We start from the raw sequence: 25,118 nt of genomic DNA, 5'->3' as shown, positions 1-25,118 counted from the left end.
TCACCCCCCTATTCCTAAAATAATTGCTTCTATCGTTGCTTGTAACGGTGCTCCAAGTACGTCTGGGAACACACCGATTAGTACGATGAAAAATACCATTACGACTACTGGTACCCACTCTACACCGCGAATGTCGACTACTTTGTCGCTATACTCCGCTGGTGTACCGAATGTCATGCCAAGTACTGCGCGAAGTAAGTATGCCGCTGTTAAAATAATACCTAGCGTACCTACTGCTGCGATAACTGGCATTTCTCTAAATAATCCTAAAAACGCCATGAACTCGCTGACGAATCCACTCATACCAGGTAGTCCAAGTGAAGCCATTGCCCCTACTAGGAAAAATCCTGCGGTAATTGGCATTGCTTTTGCTAGTCCACCAAGTTTGCTTATTTCTGTTGTGCCAACGCGCTCGTACATAATTCCGATTAGGAAGAATAAAAGAGCTGCGATGAAACCGTGTGATACTACTTGGAAAATCGCCCCTTGAACTCCTGCTTCGTTCATTGCCGCAAGTCCAATTAAGACAATTCCCATATGCGAGATACTAGAGTATGCCAGTACCATTTTGAAATCTGTTTGAATTAGTGCTAAGAAAGCACCATACAATAAGTTCACCACTCCTAAAATAGCCAGTATTACTGCTAGTTGTTGGAATTGCTCAGGGAAAATGTTCACACCAAAGCGGATTAAACCGTAAGCTCCGATTTTCAACAATACCCCTGCGTGCAGCATAACGATCGATGGCGGTGCTTGCACGTGAACTTTTAACATCCAGCTATGAAGCGGTACGATTGGAAGTTTAATACCGAACGCTACTAATAAGGCAATTAATAAACCTAGCTTTAGGTCGTTCGACACAGCTCCAACTGTTGCTGCATCAGCAGTTGTCATAATGTTTGTAATCTCAGCAATGTTCATCGTTCCTGTTTTTGCGAAAAGAATGATGAACACAATAAGTAGAATGGCAGAACCTAGTCCGTTGTAAATTAAGAAACGATAAGCTGCTTTTTCTTTTTCAAAATAACCCCATTTTCCAATTAGGAAGAACATAGGAATTAACGTAATTTCAAAGAATACGAAGAATAATAGTAAGTTTTCTGATGCGAAAACTCCTAGCATTCCGATTTCAAGTAATAAGAATAGTAGGAAGTAACCTTTCCATTCTTTTTTCACATGAATCGCAGCAATCGCCGATAATGTCGATAATACTGCCGTTAGTAAAATCATGACTAATGAAAAGCCACTTAAACCAAGTTCATAGGAGATTTGCCCGTAAACAAGCATGCCGTATGCTGCTTCGATAATGTCTGGATTACCGAACTGAATCCAATCTCTTTTTTCTGCAAATTTCTCTAAGCTTGCGCCACCTTTGTACTGAAAGTAAGCGATAAATGCCAATACAAGTGGTGGAATTGTTGCTAGAACTCCTACTAGTTTAATCGTTTTCTCTTCCGTTTTAGGAATAAAAAGTAGTGCTAACATTCCAAGTAGAGGGGAGAAGATTAAGACTGATAAAAAATAACCGCTCATCCTACATACCCCCCTGTAATAACAAAGATAACAAGTAAAATCGCAAGGCCAACAAACGCCACTGCACTATATGTTTGCACTTGGCCATTTTGAGCTTTTGCCCCTAATTTTCCAAGCGTCATCGTTGCTGCTGCGATACCTTTCATCGAACCTTTTACTAAAAATTCGTCGATGTATTTTAAGAACAAACTGATCATTCTTGTGCCATAACCGAATGTTCCTTTGTAAAATTGATCAACAAAGTATTTGTTATATAAAATGCTATAAAGCATTGGTGCACCAGAGCTAAAGTAGTCACGTGGAATCGAACGTTTGCTGTACATAAAGTAAGCAAGTGCGATACCCGCAAAGGATACAAGTGTCGCAACAATCATAATCCAGAGTGGACCGCTAATGTGCGATGGACCGTACATGGTTGTGCCTTCTGTTAACCAATCACCTAGGAAAAAACCGAACCAAGGTGTGTTCATGTACCCAGCTACAACTGCTAAAACACCAAGTACCATCATTGGTACAAGCATCACTTTTGGTGACTCGTGTACACCTTTTTGATCGCCTCGTGCTTCTCCACCAAATACCATGAAGAATAAGCGGAACATGTAGAACGCTGTAAAAAATGCTGCGATTAATGCTAGCACGAACAAGAATGGGTTATTGGCCCATGCTGCTAGTAAAATTTCTTCTTTACTAAAGAATCCGGAGAAGAACGGTACACCACTAATTGCTAGTGTTCCGATTAAAAACAATAGCCCTGTTACACGTAGCTTTTTCCAAAGTCCACCCATCTCTTCGATGTTTTGTGTATGAGCGGCATGAATCACGCTACCTGCTGCTAAGAATAGTAACGCTTTAAAGAATGCGTGTGTTGTTAAGTGGAATACTCCTGCCACATAGCCAGCAGAACCTAATGCAAGCATCATGAATCCTAACTGAGAAACAGTGGAGTATGCTAACACACGTTTAATGTCTTTTTGCACTAAACCGATCGATGCAGCAAAAATTGCCGTGAACGCACCGACGATTGCTACCGTAAGCATCGCGAATTCGCTTGCTTCAAATAACGGGAATAGAGTTGCTACTAAGTATACCCCTGCTGCTACCATCGTTGCGGCGTGGATAAGTGCCGACACTGGTGTTGGACCTTCCATCGCATCTGGTAACCATGAGTGTAATGGGAACTGACCAGATTTTCCGATCGCCCCGATGAAAATTAAAATCGCAATAAGCGTAATCATTTCATAAGAAATTGCGCCCGCTGTTACTGCTGCGAAAATATCAGAGTATTCGAAGCTTCCTACTTGCCAGAATAAAAGAATAATCCCGATAAATAGACCAACGTCCCCGATACGCGTCATAATGAACGCTTTTTTCGCTGCTGCTTTTGCATCTTCTTTGAAAAAATAGAACCCGATTAATAAGAATGACCCTACTCCTACTAACTCCCAGAAAAAATAGAGTTGAAGTAAGTTTGGTGATAGAACAAGTGCCAACATTGCAAATGTAAATAATCCTAGATAAGCATAAAACACGTTGATTCGGTGGTCGCCGTGCATGTAGCCTTTCGAATAAATATGTACAAGTAAGCTGACAAGTGACACTACAACAAGCATTAACGCGTTTAATTGGTTAACTTCATACCCCGCTGTTAGCTGTACTTCTCCAATGGTAAGCCAAGTAAACGTAGATTTAAATGTTGGTGCTGATAGCCGATCCCATAGCGCCATGACGGAAAAAATAAGTGCAAGGCCTGTTAGTGCGATTCCGATATAGGCACTTGATTCTTTTAATCTTTTTCCGACAAGAAGTAATAGGATAAAGGAGACCAGCGGAAAAAGCGGGATAATCCAAGCATTCTCCATCATCGTATCAAATCCCCTTCTCTTCCATGAGGACATTCCTCACGATTTACTGTTTTCGCATTTTTAGAAAAAAATTGAGCCATCATGCGAAGTTTTAGTTTTTTAATGTGTTCATTTCATCGACGTTGACTGTGCGGCGGTTGCGGTATAGGGCGATGAGGATCGCGATACCTACTGCTACTTCCGCTGCTGCTACGGTGATGACAAATAGGGCGAAAACTTGCCCGGTAATGTCCGGATTTATCCCGAATTTACTAAACGCCACTAAATTGATGTTTACTGCATTTAACATAAGCTCAATCGAGATGAGCACGATAATAACATTTCGTTTTGTTAGTGCACCGTAAAGACCGATACAGAACAAGATAAGCGCTAATACAAGGTAGGCGGATAATGGTACTGAACTCATTTCTCCTTCGCCTCCTCTTCTTCTTCATCGTCACGTTTTGCTAAAATAATTGCTCCAACAAGGGCAACTAATAGTAAAACGGACGTTAATTCGAATGGGATAACGTAATGTGCATAGATGGATATACCAATTTGCTCTGTGTTGTTCACATGTAATTCTGTTGCTTGCTCGCCTAAGTCTAGGTTGTATACACCTAGGTACACAACGCCTGCAAAACCGATAACACCTAGTAGTACCGCTAGTTTGCGGAACCAACCAGTCGTCTCGCTCGTGTCATTGTGACGAGTTAACATGATTCCAAACAACATAACAATTGTAATCGCACCAGAATAAATTAAAATTTGAACAGCTGCTACGAACTCCGCTGAAAGCAGTACGTAAATACCTGCGATACTGACGAAAGTGAACACAAGGGCTACGACCATGTGCACGACTTTCGAAAGGTTAAGCATGAGCACGCCGCCGGCAATCGCAGCAATAGCTAATCCGAAAAATGCGATAAATTCACCGCTTACACTCATGCTTTATTCTCCTTCCTAATGTTCGTATCATTTTCATCTAACCATTGTAAGTCTTTAAACAGGTGGTCTCTACTATACTCCGCTAGTTCAAAGTTGTTTGTCATAATGATTGCTTCTGTTGGACAAACCTCTGTACAAAGGTCACATAAAATACAAATCTCAAAGTTTATATCGTACGTATCGATAATTTTCCCTTTTTTCGTCGGGTCAGGATGTTTTTTCCCTGTTAACTGAATGCAGTCGGTTGGACAAATGTTCGCACATTGGTTACAAACGATACATTTCTCTGGGTAAAACTTTTGGATCCCACGGAACCTGTCCGGTAAAGGTAGCGGCTCATTTGGGTAATCGTACGTTACTTTTTTCATCGTTAAGTTTTTTAGGGTATACTTCAAACCTTTTGCAAGACCGCGCATTTTGCTTTCACCCCTTTGTTAGCTGTAAGCTATTAGCTTATTACTTTCAAAAATTTATTTAAGCTCTGAATACGTTGATTTGCGCTGCAGGCATTCGCTTTCCGCGGGCGGTAAAAGGAAGGTTATTTTCACTATCGTGAAAAAACCTACTCCTCAGCGCATTGCGCCTGCGGGGTCTCAATCGACACGCTTCTCCCGCAGGAGTCTCATGCCTACCGCTCCAATCAACTTAGAAACGGTTATGAAATCAGTTTCCTATCCACTAGCCACTAATCATTTAAAGAAAATTTCTTTTATAATTGCTGTGATAAAGATGTTCGCTAGTGCTACTGGTAGTAACACTTTCCAGCCGAACTCCATTAGTTGGTCTGCGCGTAGACGTGGGAACGTTACACGGAACCAGATTAATAGGAACACGATGAAACTGAATTTTAACGCGAACCAAACCGCTCCTGGAATGAATCCTAAGAATTCAAATGGAGGTAACCAACCACCTAAGAATAGAACGGTTGTCAGGGATGCCATTGCGAATAAGTACACGTACTCTGCCAGCATGAAAAATGCCCAACGGAATCCAGAATACTCAACATGATAACCTGCAACTAGCTCCGATTCTGCTTCAGGTAAGTCAAACGGCGTACGGTTCAACTCTGCAACAGATGCGATTAAGAAAATTACAAAGCCAATTGGCTGTAAGAAGATGTACCATACAAGTTCACCTTGCTGTGCCACGATAGCGTTTAAGTTCAAACTACCTGTTAAAAGGACAACTCCGATAACAGACATAACTAACGGTACTTCATACGAGATCATTTGAGCTGCCGCACGCATCCCACCAAGTAAAGAGTACTTGTTGTTTGATGCCCAACCAGCTGTTACAACCCCAACCGTCGTTAATCCAGAAATCGCGATATAGTAAAGTAATCCTACGCCAATATCAGCAAATTGGAATTTATCTGTAAATGGAATAACTGCTAATACCATAAATGCCGGTGTAAAGGCGATAACAGGTGCTAAAATGTATAAAGGACGATCCGCAAGTTTTGGAATCGTATCTTCTTTTAAAAGAAGTTTTAAAACGTCGGCAACTGTTTGTAATAAACCAAAGCGTCCTCCAACTTGGTTAGGACCCATACGGTTTTGCATGAATCCCATTACTTTACGTTCTGCAAGAATTCCGTATGTAACGAAACCTAGAACGGCAAGTAGTAAGGCTGTTGCTAACCCGAAAAAGATGAGAAAGTTCATCAAGCCCGGTGAGGAGTGTAAAAGTTGTTCCATCATTAGCCGTCAACCTCCCCTAGAACGATGTCGATGGCACCTAAAATAGTTATTAAGTTTGCCATGTTCTCGCCCTCTAATAGTTTCGGAAGAATTTGAAGGTTATAGAATGATGGTCGACGGAACTTCAGGCGGTATGGCTCTTTTTTTCCATCAGACGAAATATAACATCCAATTTCTCCACGCGGAGATTCGATACGAACGTATGCCTCTCCTTTAGGAGCTTTAATGATACGAGGTACTTTCGCCATAATTTCCCCATCATGTGGGAACTGAGCGACCGCTTGCTCGATAATTTTTAATGATTCTTCGATTTCAGCCATGCGCACGTGGTAACGAGCCCATGCATCTCCACCATCTTGTGTTGGAACGTCAAAGTCGAAACGATCGTAAATCGAATATGGCTCATCTTTACGAAGATCCCACTTCACGCCTGTACAACGAAGGTTTGCACCACTTAGTGAGTAGTTAATCGCATCTTCTTTCGTGTAGCGGCCAACGCCTTTTACACGGTTCATGAAGATTTCGTTTCCTGTTACTAAGTCATGGTAGCCTTTTAGCTGATCGCGCATGTATGGAATGAATTCTTCTACTTTTTCAATCCAACCTTCTGGTGCATCCCATTTCACTCCACCTACACGCATGTAGTTGAACGTTAGACGTGCTCCAGAAAGTTCGTTTAGTAAGTTGATAATCATTTCTCGTTCACGGAAAGCGTAAAGGAATGGACTTACTGCTCCGATGTCAAGTAAGTAGGTGCCATACCATACAAGGTGAGAAGCAACTCTTCCAAGCTCCATCGCTAGAACACGTAAGTATTCCGCTTTTTCCGGAATTTCAAGTCCCATCATTGTTTCTACTGCGTGCACAAGTACGTAGTTGTTTGTCATCGCAGATAAGTAATCCATACGATCTGTGTAAGGAATGATTTGAGTGTATTGTAAGTTTTCTGCTAGCTTTTCTGTACCACGATGAAGGTACCCTACTACAGGTGTAGCTTCTGTAATGGTTTCCCCGTCAATTTTAACGACTAGTCGGAAAACTCCGTGCGTACTTGGATGCTGTGGTCCAACGTTTAATAGCATTTCTTCCGTGCGAATCATTTGCTACACCTCCACATCGAACGGCTCATAATCTTTGCGCAACGGATGTCCTACCCAATCGTCCGGCATCATGATTCGCGTTAAGTTCGGATGACCTGTGAACTTAATGCCAAGTAAGTCGAAACTTTCACGCTCTGGCCAGTTTGCTCCTGCCCATAGAGGAACAACAGAAGGAACGGTCGGCTCGTCGCGGTCTAACTTTACTTTTAATGCTACGGATTGATTGTTTTTATAAGAATATAAGTGCATGTATACTTCCATATGTGTTTCAAAGTCTGATCCGTGATGTTCTGATAAGTAATCAAAGCTTAGTTGCTCGTTGTAACGTATGTATTCCGCTACTTTATAGTAAGCATCTAACTTCACGACTAATGTTGGAACGTCTTTAGAAAGGTTGTTGATATAGGAATCTTCTAATACATCTACTCCAAGGTGATCTGTTATTACTTTGACATACTTGTCTAAATATTTTTGGTTTGGCGATGGTGTTGTTTCTGCTTGTGCATCATCACTCGAAGTTGCTCCACCTTTTGCTGCTGCAGCTGCTTTTGCTTTTGCGGCCGCGGCTGCTTTCGCCTTTGCTTTTGCAGCGGCAATTGCTTTTGCTTTTTCATCTGCTAAGTCGCCTGCAGGTGCGTCTGCTCCGTCTTCTTGTTTTGCTTTTGCTGCAGCTTTCGCTTTTGCAGCTGCTGCTGCTTTTGCTTTCGCTGCTGCGATTTTTTTCGCTTTTTCGTCTTCTGCTGAATCGGATGAAACAGCTGTATCTGCGTCGCCGTTTTTCTTTGCTAGTGCCGCGGCTTTTGCTTTCGCTGCTGCAGCTGCTTTTGCTTTTGCGGCTGCAATCTTCTTCGCTTTTTCGTCGTCGCCTGCGTCGCTTGAATCGACTTCAGCTGTTGCTGGAACTTCTTCACCGTTTTTCTTCGCTAGTGCTGCAGCTTTCGCTTTCGCTGCTGCAGCGGCTTTTGCTTTTGCTGCGGCTAGTTTTTTCGCTTTTTCGTCGTCCGCTGCTTCTGGAGCAGCTTCTTCTGTTGAAGCGTTATCGCCTTCTTCGCGTTTTTTCTTTGCTAATGCTGCGGCTTTTGCTTTTGCGGCTGCTGCAGCTTTCTTTTTTGCTAAGTCCGCGTTTTCGGCCGGTTGGCTAGCTTCCGTCTCAACAGCCGGTGCGTCTTGCTCAGTTGTTTGTTCAGTTTGGGCTGCTGCGTTTTCTCGTGCTTGTTTACGAGCTAGTGCTGCGGCTTTTGCTTTTTCTGCTGCTTCTTTTTTCTGTTGTTCTAAGCTTTTTTCTTCGCTCATGGACTAGATCACCTTCTTCCCAGTCTTTGCTTCGTAGCGAATTTTCTCGCGTAATTTATTAATTCCATAAATAAGAGCCGCTGGGTTTGGTGGACATCCTGGAATGTAAACATCAACTGGTACTATTTGGTCGACACCCTTCACTACTGCGTAGGATTTAATGTACGGACCGCCAGCTGTTGCACAGGACCCCATTGCAATTACCCATTTCGGCTCAGGCATTTGGTCGTAAAGACGTTTTAGGACAGGTGCCATTTTTTTCGTAACGGTACCTGAAACAATCATACAGTCAGATTGTCTTGGAGAAGTACGGAAAAACGATCCGAAACGATCCAAGTCGTAATGGGAAGAACCTACTCCCATCATTTCGATGGCACAACAAGCTAAACCGAATGTCATCGGCCATAAAGAGTTGCTTCGTGCCCAAGCTTTTACTTCTTCTAATGTTGTTAGGAATACTGTTTGACGCAGTTCTTCCATTTCTTCTGGCGAGATATTTTCGAGGTTCATCTCTTTTAGGTCCATTTTAACACCTTCTTCTTCCAAGCATAAATAAGTCCGATTAGTAACATGACAACGAAGATAAGCATTTCAATTAGTGCGAAGATGCCTAGTTGGTCGTATGCTACTGCCCATGGATATAGAAATACTGTTTCTACATCGAATATGACAAATAGTAATGCGAAAATGTAGTAACGTACGTTGAATTGTACGCGTGAGTCGTGGAATGGATCGATACCACTCTCATAAGTCGTTTGTTTTGCTGTGCTCGGTGCATGCGGACGTAACACTCTTCCTATTGCAAGCGCTACGACTGGAAGTAATACTCCTAACGTTAAAAACACGAATACTATCATATAGCTATTTTGATATAAGTTTAGTAGATTCATGTCCGCCCCCTCCGAAGTCCATTATATTTTTCAGACTGCTCTCAATATTTGAATATGTAACCGATAACAATTATACCAAATCCCAATATCTGTGTCGACATGATAAGGGATGCTTGTGTAAATTAAATTAATTCTAATTATATCGTCAAAAGAATAACTTACTCGATTGAGCGGATGGGGAGGGTTTGTTTGTTATTTCACATGTGAGAGTGCAAAAAAAACCTGCCTTGGGTCTGATCCCAGCAGGTTTTTTAAAAAAATCGAAGACGGGCGTATATTTCCTTTAGGTTATTGAAGGTTGTTTTGGTTGGTCGTAGTGAATTTTGTTAGGGAGTTGATTTAACTCCTACCTCTCTTTACTAGCTAAGTGGAAGCTTTAGTAAAAAAGTAGATCCATTTTCGCCAGAGGTTACTTGGTCAATTGTTCCGTCGTGTTGCTTCATAATTTTAAGAGAGAGAGATAAACTTTTCACTTTTTGTTTAGTTTGAGGGTTGGAAGCTTTGATCGTGTTTTTTTCCAAAACCTCTTTTATTTGTGAGCCATTTTCTTCGATGGAAATAATGATACAATTTGACTCTACTTTCGTCGTTATTTCTATAAGACCGTTTTCTATTGTTTTACTTTGTTTAATGGAGTCTAGAGCATTTCTCAAAATGTTTAGGATTACTTGTTTTATTTGTTTAGCATCTATATATATGGCGGGCAAAATTTCTTTTTTCATGTAATGAATCTGGCAATTGATTTTTTCCGCTTCTGGGGTAAAAGAAGCGACACACTCACTTATTAAATGCTGTATGTTCACATGTTCCTTTATCAGCTTGGTTGTATTTGTTGTAGAAATGTACTGGTTTATTAAGTTGTTTGCTCTATTTATTTCTTGCAATGCACCATTTACATCGTTTATTTCATCGAACCCTTCTAATTGTGGTTTTACTAGTTGCATATATCCTCGAAGGCTTAGAAGTGAACCTTGTAATTCATCGGCAATTGAGTTGGCAAATTTGTTAGATCTTGCGCTTTCGTTGTGTAATAGTGAATCGTTTTCCATTTTCCAATTAGTAAATATAAGTTCATCCATTGATTCTTGAATGGACAAAATTTCTTTTTCCATACGTTTTTCCTTACTCTTCTTAACTGAATTAATATGCTGCGATCTCGGCTGTTTTTTAATGCAATATAGAAAAGTCATGTCTGATTTGGATTTTTGTAAATAAACATCATACAAAATTAGTTGGTTGTGTATTCCTAGTAAGTTTAGCTCTATTTTATTCTTATTTTTGATGAGTGCATTTTTTAGTTTTAAGTGATTTTTCCTATCGACTATTTCTAAGAAGTTTTCTACTCTTGGAAAATTCCGTATGACTACTTCAGATGATTTGAGTACATTAAAGTTATTATCTATAGTAAATACAGGGAAAGGAAGGGTATGATAGGGAAGCTCTATTTTCGGCATATTCTTCTCCTCTAAGTTTAGTTTGGCCATCCAATTTAGTAGTTCAAGAGATTTAAGTTATTGTTACTTTGCTTAGGTTAATGTAAGTGTAATGGGTATCGTTGTATTAATCTACTTGTACAACTTCAGCGAATGTTTTGATGTATATGATTTTTTAGGAAGATTAGGATTTTAATTTAAAAACAATGTACATCTTCTTAGTAGATAGTAAGAGATAATCCCAGCTCAATATCCATTTCTTTTTTGCTAGAATAATTAGAACATATGTTATATATTTCCTAAATTTCATTTTCCAAAACATTTGATACGAATTTTAAGGGGTTGGGGGTTGGGGGTTGGGGGTTGGGGGTTGGGGGTTGGGGGTTGGGGGTTGGGGGTTGGGGGTTGGGGGTTGGGGGTTGACCTCTGTAACAAAATATTTTAAGCCATATCATATATTATGGATTACTTAATTTTAAAATACAAAAACCCCGCCGATCTGCATCATGTGCAGGCCAGCGGGGTTAGTATGATCAATCAATTTAATTATCGTTTTTTGGCTACGTTTAAGCGGTTGATTGCACGTTGAAGTGCAAGTTCTGCGCGACGGAAGTCAATATCGTCTTGTTTCGACTGGATACGACCTTCTGCACGTTTTCTCGCTTCTTCCGCACGAGTAACATCAATCTTTTCAGCTGCTTCCGCAGACTGAGCTAAGATTGTCACTTTATCAGGACGTACTTCTAAAAATCCTCCAGTAACAGCCACTAGTTCCGTTGTTGTACCATTTTTGATACGTACGGCACCTATTTGCAGTGGAGCAACCATCGGTATATGTCCAGGTAAAACACCAAGCTCGCCACTTTGAGCTTTTGCTACTACCATTTCTGCGTCAGATTCATAAACCGGGCCATCGGGAGTAACTACACTGACAGTTAACGTCTTCATTTCATTCCCTCCTAGGTCCCTTTAATTAAACTTCTACACCCATTTGCTTCGCTTTTTCAATAACTTCTTCAATGCGTCCAACTAAGCGGAAAGCATCTTCTGGAAGTTTGTCGTATTTACCGTCAAGAATTTCACGGAAGCCTTTAACAGTTTCTTGAACAGGAACGTAAGAACCTTTTTGTCCAGTGAACTGCTCAGCTACGTGGAAGTTTTGAGATAAGAAGAATTGGATACGACGAGCACGGTGAACGATTAATTTATCTTCGTCCGTTAACTCATCCATACCTAAGATAGCAATGATATCTTGTAATTCTTTGTAACGTTGTAAAGTAACCTGGACTTCACGCGCTATTGCGTAGTGCTCTTCGCCTACAACTTCTGGTGATAATGCACGAGAAGTAGAAGCTAGAGGATCTACCGCTGGGTAAATACCCATTTCAGAAAGCTTACGCTCAAGGTTCGTTGTTGCATCTAAGTGAGCGAAAGTTGTTGCTGGAGCTGGATCCGTATAGTCATCGGCAGGTACATAGATCGCTTGGATCGATGTTACAGAACCTACTGCTGTAGACGTGATACGCTCTTGTAATTGACCCATTTCTGTAGCAAGTGTTGGTTGGTAACCAACGGCAGATGGCATACGACCTAGTAAGGCAGAAACCTCTGAACCTGCTTGAGTGAAACGGAAGATGTTATCGATAAAGAATAATACGTCTTGACCTTGCTCATCACGGAAGAATTCCGCCATTGTAAGACCAGATAGTGCAACACGCATACGTGCTCCAGGTGGCTCGTTCATTTGACCGAATACCATCGCTGTTTTGTGGATAACGCCAGAGTCCGTCATTTCGTGGAAAAGGTCATTTCCTTCACGAGTACGTTCTCCAACACCAGCAAATACAGAGATACCACCGTGCTCTTGTGCGATGTTGTTGATTAATTCCTGGATTAATACAGTTTTACCTACACCCGCACCACCGAAAAGACCGATTTTTCCGCCTTTGATGTATGGAGCTAGTAAGTCTACTACTTTAATACCAGTTTCAAGAATTTCTACGTCAGTAGATAAGTTTTCGAACGTTGGAGCTAATCTGTGAATTGGATCACGACGAGCATCCGTTGCAACAGGTTCAGCTAAGTCAATGTTTTCTCCTAATACGTTGAATACACGACCAAGTGTTACGTCACCTACTGGTACAGAAATAGGAGCACCAGTGTCTACTACTTCTAATCCACGAACAACACCGTCAGTGGATGCCATAGCGATTGTACGAACAGTGTTGTCACCTAAATGAAGGGCAACTTCTAATGTAAGCTTAACATCTACTTCGTTAGCGCTACGTGCTTTATGATTAATCTGAAGAGCGTTGTAAATTTCAGGAAGATGTCCACTATCATACTTTACGTCGATAACTGGACCCATGATTTGAGTAACGCGTCCTTTCATCGTTTTCCCTCCTATCTTGCTTTTGCAATCTAGCTTGGCCTAATGGCTCTGATTTTTTTTATAAAAATGAAACCGAATCGGTTCTAAGTTCTATTCTAATGCAGATGCACCAGCTGTAATCTCTGTGATTTCTTGCGTAATCGCTGCCTGACGTGCACGGTTGTATGAAAGTGTAAGAGCACGGATAAGCTCTTTCGCGTTATCAGTTGCACTTTGCATTGCTGTCATACGAGCTGCGTGTTCAGATGCTTTTGCGTCAAGTAATGCACCGTAAATTAAGCTTTCTGCATACTGTGGTAAAAGTACTTCTAAAATCTCATCTTGAGAAGGCTCAAACTCGTAAGAAGTTAAAGACGTTTTAGCGCCTGTCGTAGCTAAGTCTGTTAAAGGTAACAGTTTTTGCTCCGTTACTTCTAGAGAGATCGCACTTAAGAAGTGATTGTAGTATACGTATAATTCATCAAACGTACCGTCTGCAAACATGCCTACAGCTTGGTTTGCTAAATCTTTGATGTCCGCAAAAGAGATTTGATCTCCAAGTCCTGTTACTTCGGAGTAGACAGGAATGTTGCGTTTTCTGAAGAAGTCACGGCCAATTCGACCGATGGCAATTACCGCGTATTCATCTTGAGACTTGTGACGTTGTTGAATGTTTTGGTACACAGTACGTAAAATATTACTGTTGTAAGCACCAGCTAGTCCACGGTCGGAAGAAATAACAATGTATCCAGTGCGTTTCACAGGACGTGTTTCTAACATTGGATGCGAAATGTCCGTACTTCCAAGCGCGATGCTTGCTACTACTTCTTGAATTTTATTCATATACGGATTAAAAGCTTTTGCGTTCATTTCTGCACGATTTAATTTCGATGCAGAAACCATTTGCATGGCTTTCGTAATTTGACTTGTCTTTTTAGTCGAGGTAATCCTCGATTTTATGTCGCGTAATGATGCCAAAGGTTTTCACCACCTTTTGTACCTTTTCATGGCGACGTGCCATAGTAGAAAAAAGTCGTACGAATCTTTTCTACCTATGGCAACGTCACTGAGTTATATTACTTTTCTGTTGCAACAAAAGTCTTTTTGAATGCAAGAATAGCTGCTTTTAATGTTTCTTCGTCTTTTGGAAGTGCTCCAGAAGTACGCATTTCTTCAAGCACTACTTTATAGTTGTGCTCTAAGAATGTTAATAATTCTTCTTCGAAACGAGTTACATCTTCAACCGGAACATCGTCGATGAAGCCTTTTGTTAAAGCGTAAAGAATCGCAACTTGCTTTTCCATACGTAATGGCTTGTGTAAGCCTTGCTTTAATACTTCAACTGTACGAGCACCACGGTTTAATTTTGCTTGAGTCGCTTTATCAAGGTCAGAACCGAACTGAGCGAACGCTTCTAACTCACGGTAAGATGCTAAGTCAAGACGTAATGTACCAGATACTTTTTTCATCGCTTTCGTTTGTGCAGATCCACCAACACGTGATACAGAAAGACCAGCGTTGATTGCAGGACGTACACCTGAGAAGAATAGGTCAGATTGTAAGAATATCTGTCCATCTGTGATGGAAATTACGTTTGTAGGGATGTAGGCAGATACGTCACCAGCTTGCGTTTCAATGAACGGTAAAGCTGTTAAAGATCCAGCGCCTTTTGCATCACTAAGTTTTGCTGCACGCTCTAGTAAACGAGAGTGTAGGTAGAATACGTCACCAGGATATGCTTCACGCCCTGGAGGACGTTTTAATAGTAAGGAAAGCTCACGGTATGCAGAAGCTTGTTTTGTTAAGTCATCATAGATAACTAAAACGTGCTTGCCATTGTACATGAACTCTTCACCCATTGTTACCCCAGCGTAAGGTGCTAAGAATAACATTGGAGATGGTTGAGAAGCAGATGCTGTTACTACGATTGTGTAATCTAATGCACCGTGCTTACGTAAAGTTTCTACTACTCCACGAACAGTAGATTCTTTTTGTCCGATAGCAACGTAGATACAAATCATATCTTGGTCTGCTTGGTTAAGAATTGTGTCGATCGCTACTGCAGTTTTACCTGTTTGACGGTCTCCGATAATTAATTCACGTTGTCCACGTCCGATTGGTACTAGCGCATCGATCGCTTTGATACCAGTTTGAAGTGGCTCATGAACAGATTTACGGTCCATAACACCAGGAGCTGGGCTCTCGATTGGACGTGTTTTTGTTGTTGCGATTGGGCCAAGACCATCCACAGGTTGTCCTAATGGATTTACTACACGGCCGATTAGTTCTTCTCCAACTGGTACTTCCATGATACGACCTGTACGGCGAACAGAGTCACCTTCGCGAATATCGCGGAAAGGTCCTAAAATAACGATACCTACGTTGTTTTCCTCTAAGTTCTGAGCAAGACCCATCACTCCGTTAGAAAATTCAACTAGCTCTCCAGCCATGACATTGTCGAGGCCATGAGCACGAGCGATACCGTCACCAACTTGGATAACTGTACCTACATCGCTAACTTCGATTTCTGATTGATAGTTTTCAATCTGCTTTTTAATCAGTGCACTGATTTCTTCAGCTTTGATGCTCATGAAATTCACCCCTATCTACTATCTGTTAAAAGTTAATTGACGTCCAAGACGTTCTAATTTACCACTAACGCTTCCATCATATATGCGGTTTCCGATACGGATTTTAAGACCGCCTATAATTGTTGGATCTACGATATTTTCGATTGTTAATGCAGATTTGCCAACCTTTGCAGCGAACACAGTAGAAATAGTATTCATTTCTTGTTCGGAAAGGCTGCGTACAGAATATACGATTGCATCTTCTACATTTTTTGCTTCATTAGATAGAGCTTTGTACTCGTTTACCATATCAACTACGATAGCAGTACGTCCGCGGTCTACTAATAATTGAAGCGTGTTTACTAAAGGTGTGGATAGTCCAGCGAACGCTTCGCGAATCAACTGTTTTTTCACATCTTTAGTGATTTTAGGATTACTTAAAACCAATTGAAGGTCTTTGTTTGTTTGGAATACTTTTTTTACTTCTACTAATTGAGTGTCTAACTCCATCAGCAAGTTATTTTCTTTTGCTAATTGAAAAAGAGCGAGTGCATAGCGCTTTGCTACTCCAACATTTTTGCTCATCGTACTTCGCCTACCTGTTTAACGTAGTCGTCGATTAACTTCTGTTGGTCTTTTTCGTTTAACTCTTTTTCGATAACTTTAGATGCAATTAGAACAGATAATGAAGCTACCTGCTCACGTAAAGCAACAACAGCTTGTTCTTTTTCTTGCTGGATTTCTTTCTTCGCAGCTTCTTTTAAGCGGTTTGCTTCTTCTTGAGCTGCTTTAACGATATCTGATTTTTGATCTTCAGCGATTTTCTTAGCGTTTTCCACTAAACCTTGCGCTTCTAAACGTGCTTCTTTTAATGCAGCAGTTTGCTGTTCTAAAAGTTTCTTCGCCTCTTGATTGCTGCGTTCAGCTGCATCAATTTCGCCAGCGATATGGTTTTCACGTTGTTTCATCATGTCCATTAGTTTGTCCCAAGCAAACTTACGAAGTAAATATAGTAAAGTTAGGAATACTACTAATTGAACAACGGAATCAAGAAGTGTTAAACCTCCGCCCGCACCAAGGACTAGAGTATCATAGTTGCTTAACATTGCTTTCACTCCCTTCAAGGAATACGTTTCATTCGGTTAACGCCAACTTACCTTTGTGGTGTATGGCTTATTTTTGACAAACAAAAACTTGGTAAGGTACCAAGTATCACATGCTTTTTTCTAAAAACTTGGTAAAAAACCAAGTTGATTTTTGCTCAAAGGTTTGTCCAATTTCATCCTATAAAGGAAAGGCGAAGGTTCTCGTGTGAGACTGACTTCGCCACTTTATGGAACCAAATTGGTAGAATTTAATTTTTTTACTAAAATTACATTCCCATAACCATGAATGCTACTACTACTGCGATGATTGGAACAGCCTCTACTAGTGCTACCCCGATGAACATTGTAGTTTGTAACGCGGATTTAAGCTCAGGTTGACGAGCGATCCCTTCTACTGTTTTACTAACGATCATACCGTTACCAAAACCTGCACCTAGTGCTGCTAAACCAATTGCGATTGCTGCTGCTAAAGCTCCCATTGATAATTTCCTCCTTATGTTTAAAAAAATGATTTCGTTGGTAAATATTTATAAATTAATGGTCATGACTCACTTTGTGTGCCATATAAACCATCGTTAACATAACAAAGATGAACGCTTGGATTGATCCGATGAAAATTTTGAACGCAATCCAGATCATCATTGGAATTGCTGCTAAAACAGTTCCTACAAGTCCGGAGAATATCCCAACGTCGTAACCGTTAACTGCTAGTCCAACAAGTAAAGCTAGCAAGATTTCTCCTGCGAAAATATTTCCGTATAAACGTAGTCCAAGAGTTAGTGTGTTTGCAAACTCCTCGATTACTTTTAACGGGAATAAGAATGGCATCGGCCTGAAGTAGTCCTTACCATATTCTTTAAAGCCTTTCATTTTAACTCCGTAATAGTGCGTTAATGCAATTACCATTACAGCCAATGTTAACGTCATCACTGGGTCGGCAGTAGGGGATTTCCACCACAATTCGGCGTCATATACGATAGTAAATGGAAGTCCTAACATGTTTGACACGAAGACAAACATTAATAACGTCAATGCCAACGTGATGAATCTTCCACCTGTTTTAAGGTCCATCGTACTGCTAATTATGTTCTTAACAAAATCCACTAGCCATTCCAGGAAGTTTTGCATACCAGTTGGTCTTAACGCTAAAGTACGTGTTCCAATTACTGCTATAAGGAACACAACTGTCGCTGCGATAATCGTCATGATAACGTTAGAATAGTTGATGCCTAATCCGCCCAACTGTTCAAAATATCTTATTGGTGCTCCATGATCCAACTGTACTCACCTCTCTTCCCCACTAGTTGTGAAAATTCTTACAAATGAATCTATGATTATGACAATATAAGATGTCACGATCCCAATGATTACGGCGTAAAGATGTAAGTATTCAGGATATTTTGTCGCAATCATAACTGCGAGTACTGCTAGTGCCATCCGAGAAACAGTTCCGATTCCCATCATTCTGCCACCGTTTGCAGCGATTTCTCCTAACTTCTTCACTTTACGATACAAAAACCAATGATTGTAGTAACTAAGAGCCGTTCCGAGAATCAGTCCTAGAAACACATCTTGATATGAGGTAAAACCCCATCCTACTACATACAAGGCTAACAAAAAAAGAAAATACCTCGTATGGCGTATTAGCATTACTTTAGAATCAGGCATAGTTGTTTACTCTCCTGAAGAAAATTGTCGAACTAGGTAAAAGACTCCTAGAATTCCAGTTGCAAGTCCGAGTAGTAGACCGATAACAAGAAACAACGGCGAAGTTCCTAAAAATCCATCTAGCCACTTTCCCCCAAACAATCCTACTAATGTTGGACCGACTAAGTATGAGAGAATTGCAGACATAAGGGCCATTGCTTGGAAAGGGCGGCGTTTATCGTTACGCATGTGATCACCCCATTATGTGTGGTCGAGGCTACCTCTGAACAGGTTTGCGGTGTTGTTCTAGGTTAAGGTTTTGCCTTGTTCAAATGAGGCATGAAAAATGATGAAAATATGTACCAAAACGTTGACATGAGTACGATGAAAACCTTATCATTTTATACCCTTTGTAAGCATACAATAGCGATATGTCAATGTCAATGTGTTATGCAGAAAAAGTCGACAAAGTTTTCTTGGTAACATTTAACTTTTGTCATTCATTAGATGTTGATGAAATTGTGCGACTTTTTTGAGCCTTTTTCATTTTACCATGACACATCTTACATCTTGGTTGCAAAATTGTGAACATTTTGTGTCAGGATGGAGGTCGCATGACCCTGAGTGAAATGTGATGTTATTATAATAGAAGATTATGAAAAGTTAGACTGTTTTTGTTGCTTATTTATATGCAAAATGGGCTTGGCTGACTTTCTCAAGACCGTTTTCTACTATTTTTCTTTGTAAAACGGCCCTGAACTACTCTCTCAAGAACGTTACCCACTCTTTTTCCCTGTATAACGGCCTTGATCGACTCTCTCAAGACCGTTACCGACTCTTTTTCCCTGCATAACGGCCTTGAACTACTCTCTCAAGACCGTTACCGACTCTTTTTCCCTGTATAACGGCCTTGAACTACTCTCTCAAGACCGTTACCCACTCTTTTTCCCTGTATAACGGCCTTGAACTACTCTCTCAAGACCGTTACCGACTCTTTTTCCCTGTATAACGGCCTTGAACTACTCTCCCAAGACCGTTACCCACTCTTTTTCCCTGCATAACGGCCTTGATCGACTCTCTCATGACCGTTTTACACTCTTTTTCTTTGTATAACGGCCTTGAACCACTCTCCCAAGACCGTTACCCACTCTTTTTCTTTGTATAACGGCCTTGATCGACTCTCTCAAGAACGTTACCGACTCTTTTTCCCTGTATAACGGACTTGGCTACCTTCACCACGACCCTTTACACTAAAAAACCAGCAAATCAGCCTTTTGAATTCATAACCACCCGACCACTAACCCCTAATCAAAATACAAATCCACCGAAATACTATCCTCTTTCTCACCCTTTTTCGCAAAAATCACTGCTTTCACAAGCCCTTTCACCGGTATCCGCTCACTCGGGATCTCTTTTTTAAACATACCGCGCGGGACATCGCGCTCCCAGTCAAGATAACTGATAAAATGCAACGTGTCCTGTTCATACAAAGCAATCCCCATCTCTTCAGCACCCTCTGGCAAATACACTTCATATTGATATGCCTCTTCTTTGTCTCCATATCCAAACTGAAACCCTTGAATCCTCGGATAATTCGGCTCCTCGATAATATATAAGTACGGCAACCTTATTTGCTGGTTGTTCGCATTCACTAATAAGTGCCCTTCATGCATCCCAACATCCTCTAACTTCGGCTGAATGTCCAGCGAAATCGCAACCGTCTTCACCTCGTTCGGTTGCAACGTGAACTTCATCGGCACCACCCAGTCTAACTCCTTCTTATCCGGCGGCGTTTCAAACGAATAGTGAAGCGGCTCCTCCGACACATTTTTCACTTGCACCTCTACTTCTTTCTTCAAACGTGCCTCTTTTTTTTGAAAAAAGCCGTAATGAAGCGAGCCAGGATAAATAAGTGAATTTGTTTCTATCGCTTGCTTTAGTTGAATCCTTCCCGTCCCCTGTTCCAATACCGAATAGAGCGAGCCATCCTCCCTTGTTAACAACTTGGATGTATTCATAAGTGCTGCTTTCACTTCTTCCGGACCCCACTCAGGATGCGCTTGCTTTAACAGCGCACTAGCCCCTGCTACATGTGGTGCTGCCATGCTTGTTCCTTGCATTGCCATGTAACCATTAGGAACGGTACTATCAATAGCCACTCCTGGCGCGACAACATCTGGCTTGATTCCCCACGTATGCGTGACTGGTCCGCGCGAACTGAACGAAGCAATGTCGTCTTTGTGCCATTTATAAGTAGTTGTAAGGAGCGTGCGTTTTTTCTCCCATTGTTCACGCAAGTGTTGACCATCTTCTTTTGAAATGGAAACAACCGGCAAGTCAAAGTCCATGTCTAACCCACCGAAAAAGTTACCCTCCATGTTGTTATATATAATAAGGGCAGTCGCCCCTGCTTCTTTTGCATTCACCGCTTTTTCGACAAATGGAATCTTTCCGCGCTCCACTAACACAATTTTACCTTTTGCGTCTTTCATGTCTTCCCTGTAGCCAAGATTGGCGTAGGTGAAGCTTACTGGTTTTAAATTAAAGTCCCACATCGCCGAGCCTTGAAGCGGGTTCATTTCAATTTCTTTCCGAGAAAAAATTGGCTTAATGTGTGGGATGTTAAGTGGCGGAGTTGAGGCACCAACGGAAATAGCTTTCGCTGACGTGCCAGGCGATCCAACTGTCCATAAATTTGGGCCAGCGTTTCCACTTGAAGTGACGGCAATTACTCCTTTTTCTACCGCTTTGTCGAGCGCAAGACTAGTTGGCCAGTCTGGTCCGTTTATCGTGTTGCCTAGTGACAGGTTAAGTACATCGACTTTGTCGTGTATAGCCTTTTCGATTGCGGCGATAACATTTTCGCTTGATCCATGACCTCCTGGACCGAGTGCTCTGTAGGCAATAATTTCGGCATCAGGGGCAACTCCACGGATTTTTCCGTTTGCTGCTATGATGCCTGAAACGTGGGTCCCGTGGTTGGTTGGCATACCTTGTCCGCGCTTTGTTTCCATCGGGTCTTTGTCCTCGTCTACAAAATCGTAGCCGCCACCGTAGTTTTTGCGAAGGTCAGGATGTTCGTAATCAATACCGGTGTCGATGACTCCGACCTTTACTCCTTTTCCGGAAAGACGGATGCCATTTTCATCGAGGATGCTTCGGATTTCCTCGCCACCGATAAACGGCACACTTTCATTTATGTGCGGCTTATAAATAGAAACCGGTGTGGCATCGATGACTCCTTTTTCTTGTAGAAGCTTTTCGATGTCTAGACGCGGGCCATGAACGGAAAACCCGTAAAAAACCGCGGTGTATGTACGTCTTAATGTGATGTTTGGGTATTTCGTTTTGATAAGTTCGGCCATTTTTGCGTGTTCTGCTTCTTCGACCATGAGGATGATTGTTTGTTCTTCTTCCTCATGATATGGATTTGTTACCGGTATTGGCGGTCTTTCTGGATATTTCGGTTGGTTGGCGTTTGTTGTTACTGGGCTCGCTAACATCGTTATTGTCGCGATTAGTAGAATCCAGTTTGTCTTTTTCATCCCCATCACCTCTTTGTTAGTATGTTTTACTTTTGGTGGGAATTTATGTATAGGGCCGGGTGACTAGCTGAAATGGTTTTTGAGATTGGGTAGGGCGAGTTAGGACGAAGCTGTATATTAGGCAGAGTGACAGTTTCTTTCGAAGGGGGGCATGTGGGGATGCGTTTTCTCCAAGAAAAAAGAAAAAGCAGGCAAGCGTTTAGAGCTTGTCCTGCATTTTAATCGTTTATTTTGTGCCGTATAGGCGGTCGCCAGCGTCGCCTAGGCCTGGAATGATGTAGCCTTTTTCGTTTAGCTTTTCATCAAGGGCAGCGATGTAGATGTCTACGTCTGGGTGTGCTTCTTTTACTACTTCTACTCCTTCAGGAGATGCGATTAGGCACATGAATTTGATGCTTTTTGCGCCGCGTTTTTTTAGTGAGTTGATTGCTTCTACAGCGGAACCACCAGTTGCAAGCATAGGGTCAACTACGATGAAGTCTCTTTCTTCCACATCAGAAGGAAGTTTTGCGTAGTATTCTACTGGTTGAAGTGTTTCTGGATCACGGTATAAGCCGATGTGTCCAACTTTTGCAGCTGGGATAAGTTTTAGGATACCGTCTACCATGCCTAGGCCTGCGCGTAGGATGGGGATGATTCCTAGTTTTTTACCTGCAAGTATATTTGATTTTGCTGTTGCTACTGGTGTTTCTACGTCTACTTCTTGCAGGGGAAGATCGCGAGTTATCTCGAATGCCATTAAACTTGCTACTTCATCTACTAATTCACGGAATTCTTTTGTTCCTGTGCTTTTGTCGCGTATGTACGTTAGTTTATGTTGGATAAGTGGATGATCAAACACGTATACTTTAGCCATTCGAAAAACGCTCCTTTATTATTGGAATTGTTCATTTTATATACAATACTGACTGTTGAAATTCGCTAAAATCCGCTCGCTTTCCGCGGACGAACCACCGAGCCTCCTCGTTCGTTCCTGCGGGGTCTCGGCTGGCTCGTTTTTCCGCAGGACAAGGGATGCTTCGACAGCGGAACATCGCACGCAGAAAATGCGGATGCATTTTCAAGGAGTCTCGCAAATTTTAGCGAATTTCAAAGGAATTATTCATCAATACTTCTCAAAATCAACAAACCATACTAGTATTATCTTGTTTTTACACACTTCTAATGATTTTACAGAAATTTGTGGTGAGGTTCAAGGGTGAAGGGTGAAAAAAATAGAGGTCTGATGTTAGACCTCTACTCATTGTTATACTAAATGGTTGTATAATTCGAATTTTGAAGTTAGTGCAGCTACTTTTTCAGCAATTTCTGCAAGCTTTTCTTCATTTTCGTGGTTTTTAAGTGTTGCAGCGATTAGTGTCGCGATTTCGTCCATATCTTCTAAACCGAAGCCACGACTAGTAACTGCTGCTGTACCGATACGGACACCGCTCGTTACGAATGGGCTTTCTGGGTCGAATGGAATCGTGTTTTTGTTTACTGTAATGCCGATTTCGTCTAATACTTTTTCAGCAATTTTACCTGTAATGTTCAGGCCGCGTACGTCTACTAGTAGAAGGTGGTTGTCTGTTCCGCCTGAAACGATCGATAATCCTTCTTTTTCTAAAGCTTCTGCAAGACGTTTGGCGTTGTCGATTACGTTTTGTGCGTATGTTTTGAATTCAGGTTGTAATACTTCACCGAATGCTACTGCTTTTGCAGCGATTACGTGCATTAATGGACCACCTTGGATGCCAGGGAAAATCGACTTGTCGATCTTTTTCGCCCATTCTTCTTTACAAAGAATCATCCCGCCACGTGGGCCACGTAATGTTTTGTGTGTTGTTGTTGTTACAAAATCTGCGTATGGTACTGGGTTTTCGTGCAATCCAGCAGCAACTAAACCAGCGATATGCGCCATGTCTACCATTAAGTATGCGCCAACTTCGTCTGCAATTTCACGGAATTTCGCGAAGTCGATCGCACGAGGGTATGCACTTGCACCTGCAACGATTAGTTTTGGCTTATGTTCTTTTGCTTTTTCTAAAACATCTTCGTAGTTGATTGTGTGTGAGTCTTTGTCCACACCGTATTCTACGAAGTTATATTGAATTCCACTGAAGTTAACTGGGCTACCGTGTGTTAAGTGGCCTCCGTGGGATAAGTTCATTCCTAAAACTGTGTCACCTGGTTGTAAAATAGTGAAATAAACAGCCATGTTTGCTTGTGCACCAGAGTGTGGTTGTACGTTCGCATGTTCTGCGCCGAAAATTTCTTTTGCGCGGTCACGAGCGATGTCTTCCACTACGTCCACATGCTCACATCCACCGTAGTAACGACGGCCTGGGTAACCTTCTGCATATTTGTTTGTAAGTACGGAACCTTGAGCTTCCATTACTGCTGGGCTTACGAAGTTTTCTGAAGCGATAAGTTCGATTTTCGTACGTTGTCTTCCTAATTCGTCTTGAATGGATGCAAATACTTGTTGATCCTGTTGTGCTAATTTCACGTCGAGTCCCCCTTTAACCTATGTAAAAATGTTTATTGGCTTTTTCAAGTCATATCCATCCTATTTTATCACGTTAGGGTGGAAATGAGAAAGGAAAATGGATATTGGTAGCGTTTTCTTTGTTGGTTTGGTTGGGGTGTGGGGGATTTGGGAGGTGTGGGTCGTTGTTAGGTCGTGTGGTCTGTAATAGATTGGGGAGGGTTTGGTGAATGTTGGGGCAAATGTAGATTCTTATTAGTGGTTGTGTTTCAATCTGGGCTACTTCTGTTTCAATCTTTATTGTTTGTGTTTCATTTTCTATACTTTCTGTTCCAAAAAATATCAACTTATCTTCTTCCTTTTTCTTGTGTTTCAATCCGTCCTATTTTTGTTTCAATCTCTACTGTTTGTGTTTCAATTTCTATACTTTCTGTTTCAATCCGTCAATTCTTAACGTCTAAAACGGTTTTGTGTTTCAATTCGGGCTATTTCTGTTTCAATCTTTTTTGTTTGTGTTTCAATTTTTGTATATTGTGTTTCAATCCTTACGCCTTGTACTTCTTATCTGTGGTTGTGTTTCAATCTGGGCTATTTCTGTTTCAATCTCTATTGTTTGTGTTTCAATTTTTGTATATTGTGTTTCAATCCTTACGCCTTGTACTTCTTATCTGTGG

Annotated in this window: 24 protein-coding genes; all 24 read right to left on the bottom strand. The window is 41.4% G+C overall.

Annotated elements, in window-relative coordinates; all coding sequences use genetic code 11:
- Complete coding sequence (locus tag CDZ92_RS16870; protein WP_096156376.1) at positions 1-1,533, bottom strand: complex I subunit 4 family protein; 1,533 nt, start codon at positions 1,531-1,533, stop codon at positions 1-3.
- Positions 1,530-3,395 carry an NADH-quinone oxidoreductase subunit L gene (nuoL, locus tag CDZ92_RS16865; RefSeq protein ID WP_096156375.1) on the bottom strand — a complete coding sequence of 622 codons (1,866 nt, stop codon included), beginning with the start codon at positions 3,393-3,395 and terminating at the stop codon, positions 1,530-1,532. The genes CDZ92_RS16870 and nuoL overlap by 4 nt, the downstream gene beginning before the upstream one ends.
- A 91-nt stretch (positions 3,396-3,486) precedes the next feature.
- Complete coding sequence (gene nuoK, locus CDZ92_RS16860) at positions 3,487-3,801, bottom strand: NADH-quinone oxidoreductase subunit NuoK (protein WP_096156374.1); 315 nt, start codon at positions 3,799-3,801, stop codon at positions 3,487-3,489.
- Positions 3,798-4,322 carry an NADH-quinone oxidoreductase subunit J gene (locus CDZ92_RS16855; protein WP_096156373.1) on the bottom strand — a complete coding sequence of 175 codons (525 nt, stop codon included), beginning with the start codon at positions 4,320-4,322 and terminating at the stop codon, positions 3,798-3,800. Before CDZ92_RS16855 ends, nuoK begins: the two co-directional genes overlap by 4 nt.
- Complete coding sequence (nuoI, locus tag CDZ92_RS16850; protein WP_096156372.1) at positions 4,319-4,738, bottom strand: NADH-quinone oxidoreductase subunit NuoI; 420 nt, start codon at positions 4,736-4,738, stop codon at positions 4,319-4,321. Before nuoI ends, CDZ92_RS16855 begins: the two co-directional genes overlap by 4 nt.
- Before the next feature lie 273 nt (positions 4,739-5,011).
- A complete protein-coding gene (gene nuoH / locus CDZ92_RS16845) occupies positions 5,012-6,022 on the bottom strand; it encodes an NADH-quinone oxidoreductase subunit NuoH (RefSeq protein ID WP_096156371.1) in 1,011 nt (336 codons plus the stop codon).
- On the bottom strand, positions 6,022-7,122 hold the full coding sequence (locus CDZ92_RS16840; protein WP_096156370.1) for an NADH-quinone oxidoreductase subunit D: 1,101 nt from the start codon (positions 7,120-7,122) through the stop codon (positions 6,022-6,024). The genes nuoH and CDZ92_RS16840 overlap by 1 nt, the downstream gene beginning before the upstream one ends.
- A gap of 3 nt (positions 7,123-7,125) precedes the next feature.
- On the bottom strand, positions 7,126-8,415 hold the full coding sequence (locus CDZ92_RS16835) for an NADH-quinone oxidoreductase subunit C (protein WP_096156369.1): 1,290 nt from the start codon (positions 8,413-8,415) through the stop codon (positions 7,126-7,128).
- A 3-nt stretch (positions 8,416-8,418) separates the two neighbouring features.
- Positions 8,419-8,925, bottom strand: a complete 507-nt coding sequence (locus CDZ92_RS16830) for a NuoB/complex I 20 kDa subunit family protein (protein ID WP_176483856.1) — start codon at positions 8,923-8,925, stop codon at positions 8,419-8,421.
- Positions 8,926-8,930: 5 nt separating this feature from the next.
- On the bottom strand, positions 8,931-9,305 hold the full coding sequence (locus CDZ92_RS16825) for an NADH-quinone oxidoreductase subunit A (protein WP_096156367.1): 375 nt from the start codon (positions 9,303-9,305) through the stop codon (positions 8,931-8,933).
- A gap of 359 nt (positions 9,306-9,664) precedes the next feature.
- Complete coding sequence (locus CDZ92_RS16820; RefSeq protein ID WP_176483797.1) at positions 9,665-10,759, bottom strand: ATP-binding protein; 1,095 nt, start codon at positions 10,757-10,759, stop codon at positions 9,665-9,667.
- Between the two features lie 525 nt (positions 10,760-11,284).
- On the bottom strand, positions 11,285-11,686 hold the full coding sequence (locus CDZ92_RS16815) for a F0F1 ATP synthase subunit epsilon (protein WP_096156365.1): 402 nt from the start codon (positions 11,684-11,686) through the stop codon (positions 11,285-11,287).
- 25 nt (positions 11,687-11,711) lie between these two features.
- Positions 11,712-13,130: a F0F1 ATP synthase subunit beta gene (gene atpD / locus CDZ92_RS16810; protein ID WP_096156364.1), complete on the bottom strand. Its 1,419-nt coding sequence runs from the start codon at positions 13,128-13,130 to the stop codon at positions 11,712-11,714.
- Between the two features lie 90 nt (positions 13,131-13,220).
- Positions 13,221-14,087: a F0F1 ATP synthase subunit gamma gene (locus CDZ92_RS16805; RefSeq protein WP_096156363.1), complete on the bottom strand. Its 867-nt coding sequence runs from the start codon at positions 14,085-14,087 to the stop codon at positions 13,221-13,223.
- A 98-nt stretch (positions 14,088-14,185) separates the two neighbouring features.
- Positions 14,186-15,700: a F0F1 ATP synthase subunit alpha gene (gene atpA / locus CDZ92_RS16800; protein WP_096156362.1), complete on the bottom strand. Its 1,515-nt coding sequence runs from the start codon at positions 15,698-15,700 to the stop codon at positions 14,186-14,188.
- Between the two features lie 18 nt (positions 15,701-15,718).
- Positions 15,719-16,264, bottom strand: a complete 546-nt coding sequence (locus tag CDZ92_RS16795; RefSeq protein WP_096156361.1) for a F0F1 ATP synthase subunit delta — start codon at positions 16,262-16,264, stop codon at positions 15,719-15,721.
- Complete coding sequence (atpF, locus tag CDZ92_RS16790; RefSeq protein ID WP_096156360.1) at positions 16,261-16,785, bottom strand: F0F1 ATP synthase subunit B; 525 nt, start codon at positions 16,783-16,785, stop codon at positions 16,261-16,263. Before atpF ends, CDZ92_RS16795 begins: the two co-directional genes overlap by 4 nt.
- Positions 16,786-17,051: 266 nt before the next feature.
- Entirely contained in the window at positions 17,052-17,264 is a 213-nt protein-coding gene (atpE, locus tag CDZ92_RS16785) for a F0F1 ATP synthase subunit C (protein WP_096156359.1), read from the bottom strand.
- Positions 17,265-17,319: 55 nt separating this feature from the next.
- The gene (gene atpB, locus CDZ92_RS16780) at positions 17,320-18,063 is read right to left on the bottom strand and encodes a F0F1 ATP synthase subunit A (RefSeq protein WP_096156358.1); all 744 of its coding nucleotides are present in this window, start codon (positions 18,061-18,063) and stop codon (positions 17,320-17,322) included.
- Positions 18,064-18,069: 6 nt separating this feature from the next.
- On the bottom strand, positions 18,070-18,453 hold the full coding sequence (locus CDZ92_RS16775) for an ATP synthase subunit I (RefSeq protein ID WP_096156357.1): 384 nt from the start codon (positions 18,451-18,453) through the stop codon (positions 18,070-18,072).
- A gap of 6 nt (positions 18,454-18,459) precedes the next feature.
- Positions 18,460-18,681, bottom strand: coding sequence for an AtpZ/AtpI family protein (locus CDZ92_RS16770; RefSeq protein ID WP_096156356.1), 222 nt, complete (start codon positions 18,679-18,681; stop codon positions 18,460-18,462).
- A gap of 1,055 nt (positions 18,682-19,736) precedes the next feature.
- Positions 19,737-21,977 carry a S8 family serine peptidase gene (locus CDZ92_RS16765; RefSeq protein ID WP_096156355.1) on the bottom strand — a complete coding sequence of 747 codons (2,241 nt, stop codon included), beginning with the start codon at positions 21,975-21,977 and terminating at the stop codon, positions 19,737-19,739.
- Positions 21,978-22,203: 226 nt separating this feature from the next.
- Positions 22,204-22,833, bottom strand: coding sequence for a uracil phosphoribosyltransferase (gene upp, locus CDZ92_RS16760; protein WP_096156354.1), 630 nt, complete (start codon positions 22,831-22,833; stop codon positions 22,204-22,206).
- 390 nt (positions 22,834-23,223) lie between these two features.
- Positions 23,224-24,465 carry a serine hydroxymethyltransferase gene (glyA, locus tag CDZ92_RS16755; protein ID WP_096156353.1) on the bottom strand — a complete coding sequence of 414 codons (1,242 nt, stop codon included), beginning with the start codon at positions 24,463-24,465 and terminating at the stop codon, positions 23,224-23,226.
- Positions 24,466-25,118: the final 653 nt, after the last annotated feature.

The sequence above is a fragment of the Bacillus sp. FJAT-45066 genome (assembly GCF_002335755.1).
In the GTDB taxonomy this organism is placed as follows: Bacteria; Bacillota; Bacilli; order Bacillales; family Bacillaceae_I; genus Bacillus_CD; species Bacillus_CD alkalisoli.
This window is presented reverse-complemented; position numbering and strand designations above follow the sequence as displayed.

Bases quoted from the DNA above. Each gene is read 5' to 3' on its own strand.
- CDZ92_RS16870 (WP_096156376.1), bottom strand. From the start codon at position 1,533: ATGAGCGGTTATTTTTTATCAGTCTTAATCTTCTCCCCTCTACTTGGA.
- nuoL (WP_096156375.1), bottom strand. From the start codon at position 3,395: ATGATGGAGAATGCTTGGATTATCCCGCTTTTTCCGCTGGTCTCCTTT.
- nuoK (WP_096156374.1), bottom strand. From the start codon at position 3,801: ATGAGTTCAGTACCATTATCCGCCTACCTTGTATTAGCGCTTATCTTG.
- CDZ92_RS16855 (WP_096156373.1), bottom strand. From the start codon at position 4,322: ATGAGTGTAAGCGGTGAATTTATCGCATTTTTCGGATTAGCTATTGCT.
- nuoI (WP_096156372.1), bottom strand. From the start codon at position 4,738: ATGCGCGGTCTTGCAAAAGGTTTGAAGTATACCCTAAAAAACTTAACG.
- nuoH (WP_096156371.1), bottom strand. From the start codon at position 6,022: ATGATGGAACAACTTTTACACTCCTCACCGGGCTTGATGAACTTTCTC.
- CDZ92_RS16840 (WP_096156370.1), bottom strand. From the start codon at position 7,122: ATGATTCGCACGGAAGAAATGCTATTAAACGTTGGACCACAGCATCCA.
- CDZ92_RS16835 (WP_096156369.1), bottom strand. From the start codon at position 8,415: ATGAGCGAAGAAAAAAGCTTAGAACAACAGAAAAAAGAAGCAGCAGAA.
- CDZ92_RS16830 (WP_176483856.1), bottom strand. From the start codon at position 8,925: ATGAACCTCGAAAATATCTCGCCAGAAGAAATGGAAGAACTGCGTCAA.
- CDZ92_RS16825 (WP_096156367.1), bottom strand. From the start codon at position 9,305: ATGAATCTACTAAACTTATATCAAAATAGCTATATGATAGTATTCGTG.
- CDZ92_RS16820 (WP_176483797.1), bottom strand. From the start codon at position 10,759: ATGCCGAAAATAGAGCTTCCCTATCATACCCTTCCTTTCCCTGTATTT.
- CDZ92_RS16815 (WP_096156365.1), bottom strand. From the start codon at position 11,686: ATGAAGACGTTAACTGTCAGTGTAGTTACTCCCGATGGCCCGGTTTAT.
- atpD (WP_096156364.1), bottom strand. From the start codon at position 13,130: ATGAAAGGACGCGTTACTCAAATCATGGGTCCAGTTATCGACGTAAAG.
- atpA (WP_096156362.1), bottom strand. From the start codon at position 15,700: ATGAGCATCAAAGCTGAAGAAATCAGTGCACTGATTAAAAAGCAGATT.
- CDZ92_RS16795 (WP_096156361.1), bottom strand. From the start codon at position 16,264: ATGAGCAAAAATGTTGGAGTAGCAAAGCGCTATGCACTCGCTCTTTTT.
- atpF (WP_096156360.1), bottom strand. From the start codon at position 16,785: ATGTTAAGCAACTATGATACTCTAGTCCTTGGTGCGGGCGGAGGTTTA.
- atpE (WP_096156359.1), bottom strand. From the start codon at position 17,264: ATGGGAGCTTTAGCAGCAGCAATCGCAATTGGTTTAGCAGCACTAGGT.
- CDZ92_RS16775 (WP_096156357.1), bottom strand. From the start codon at position 18,453: ATGCCTGATTCTAAAGTAATGCTAATACGCCATACGAGGTATTTTCTT.
- CDZ92_RS16770 (WP_096156356.1), bottom strand. From the start codon at position 18,681: ATGCGTAACGATAAACGCCGCCCTTTCCAAGCAATGGCCCTTATGTCT.
- CDZ92_RS16765 (WP_096156355.1), bottom strand. From the start codon at position 21,977: ATGAAAAAGACAAACTGGATTCTACTAATCGCGACAATAACGATGTTA.
- upp (WP_096156354.1), bottom strand. From the start codon at position 22,833: ATGGCTAAAGTATACGTGTTTGATCATCCACTTATCCAACATAAACTA.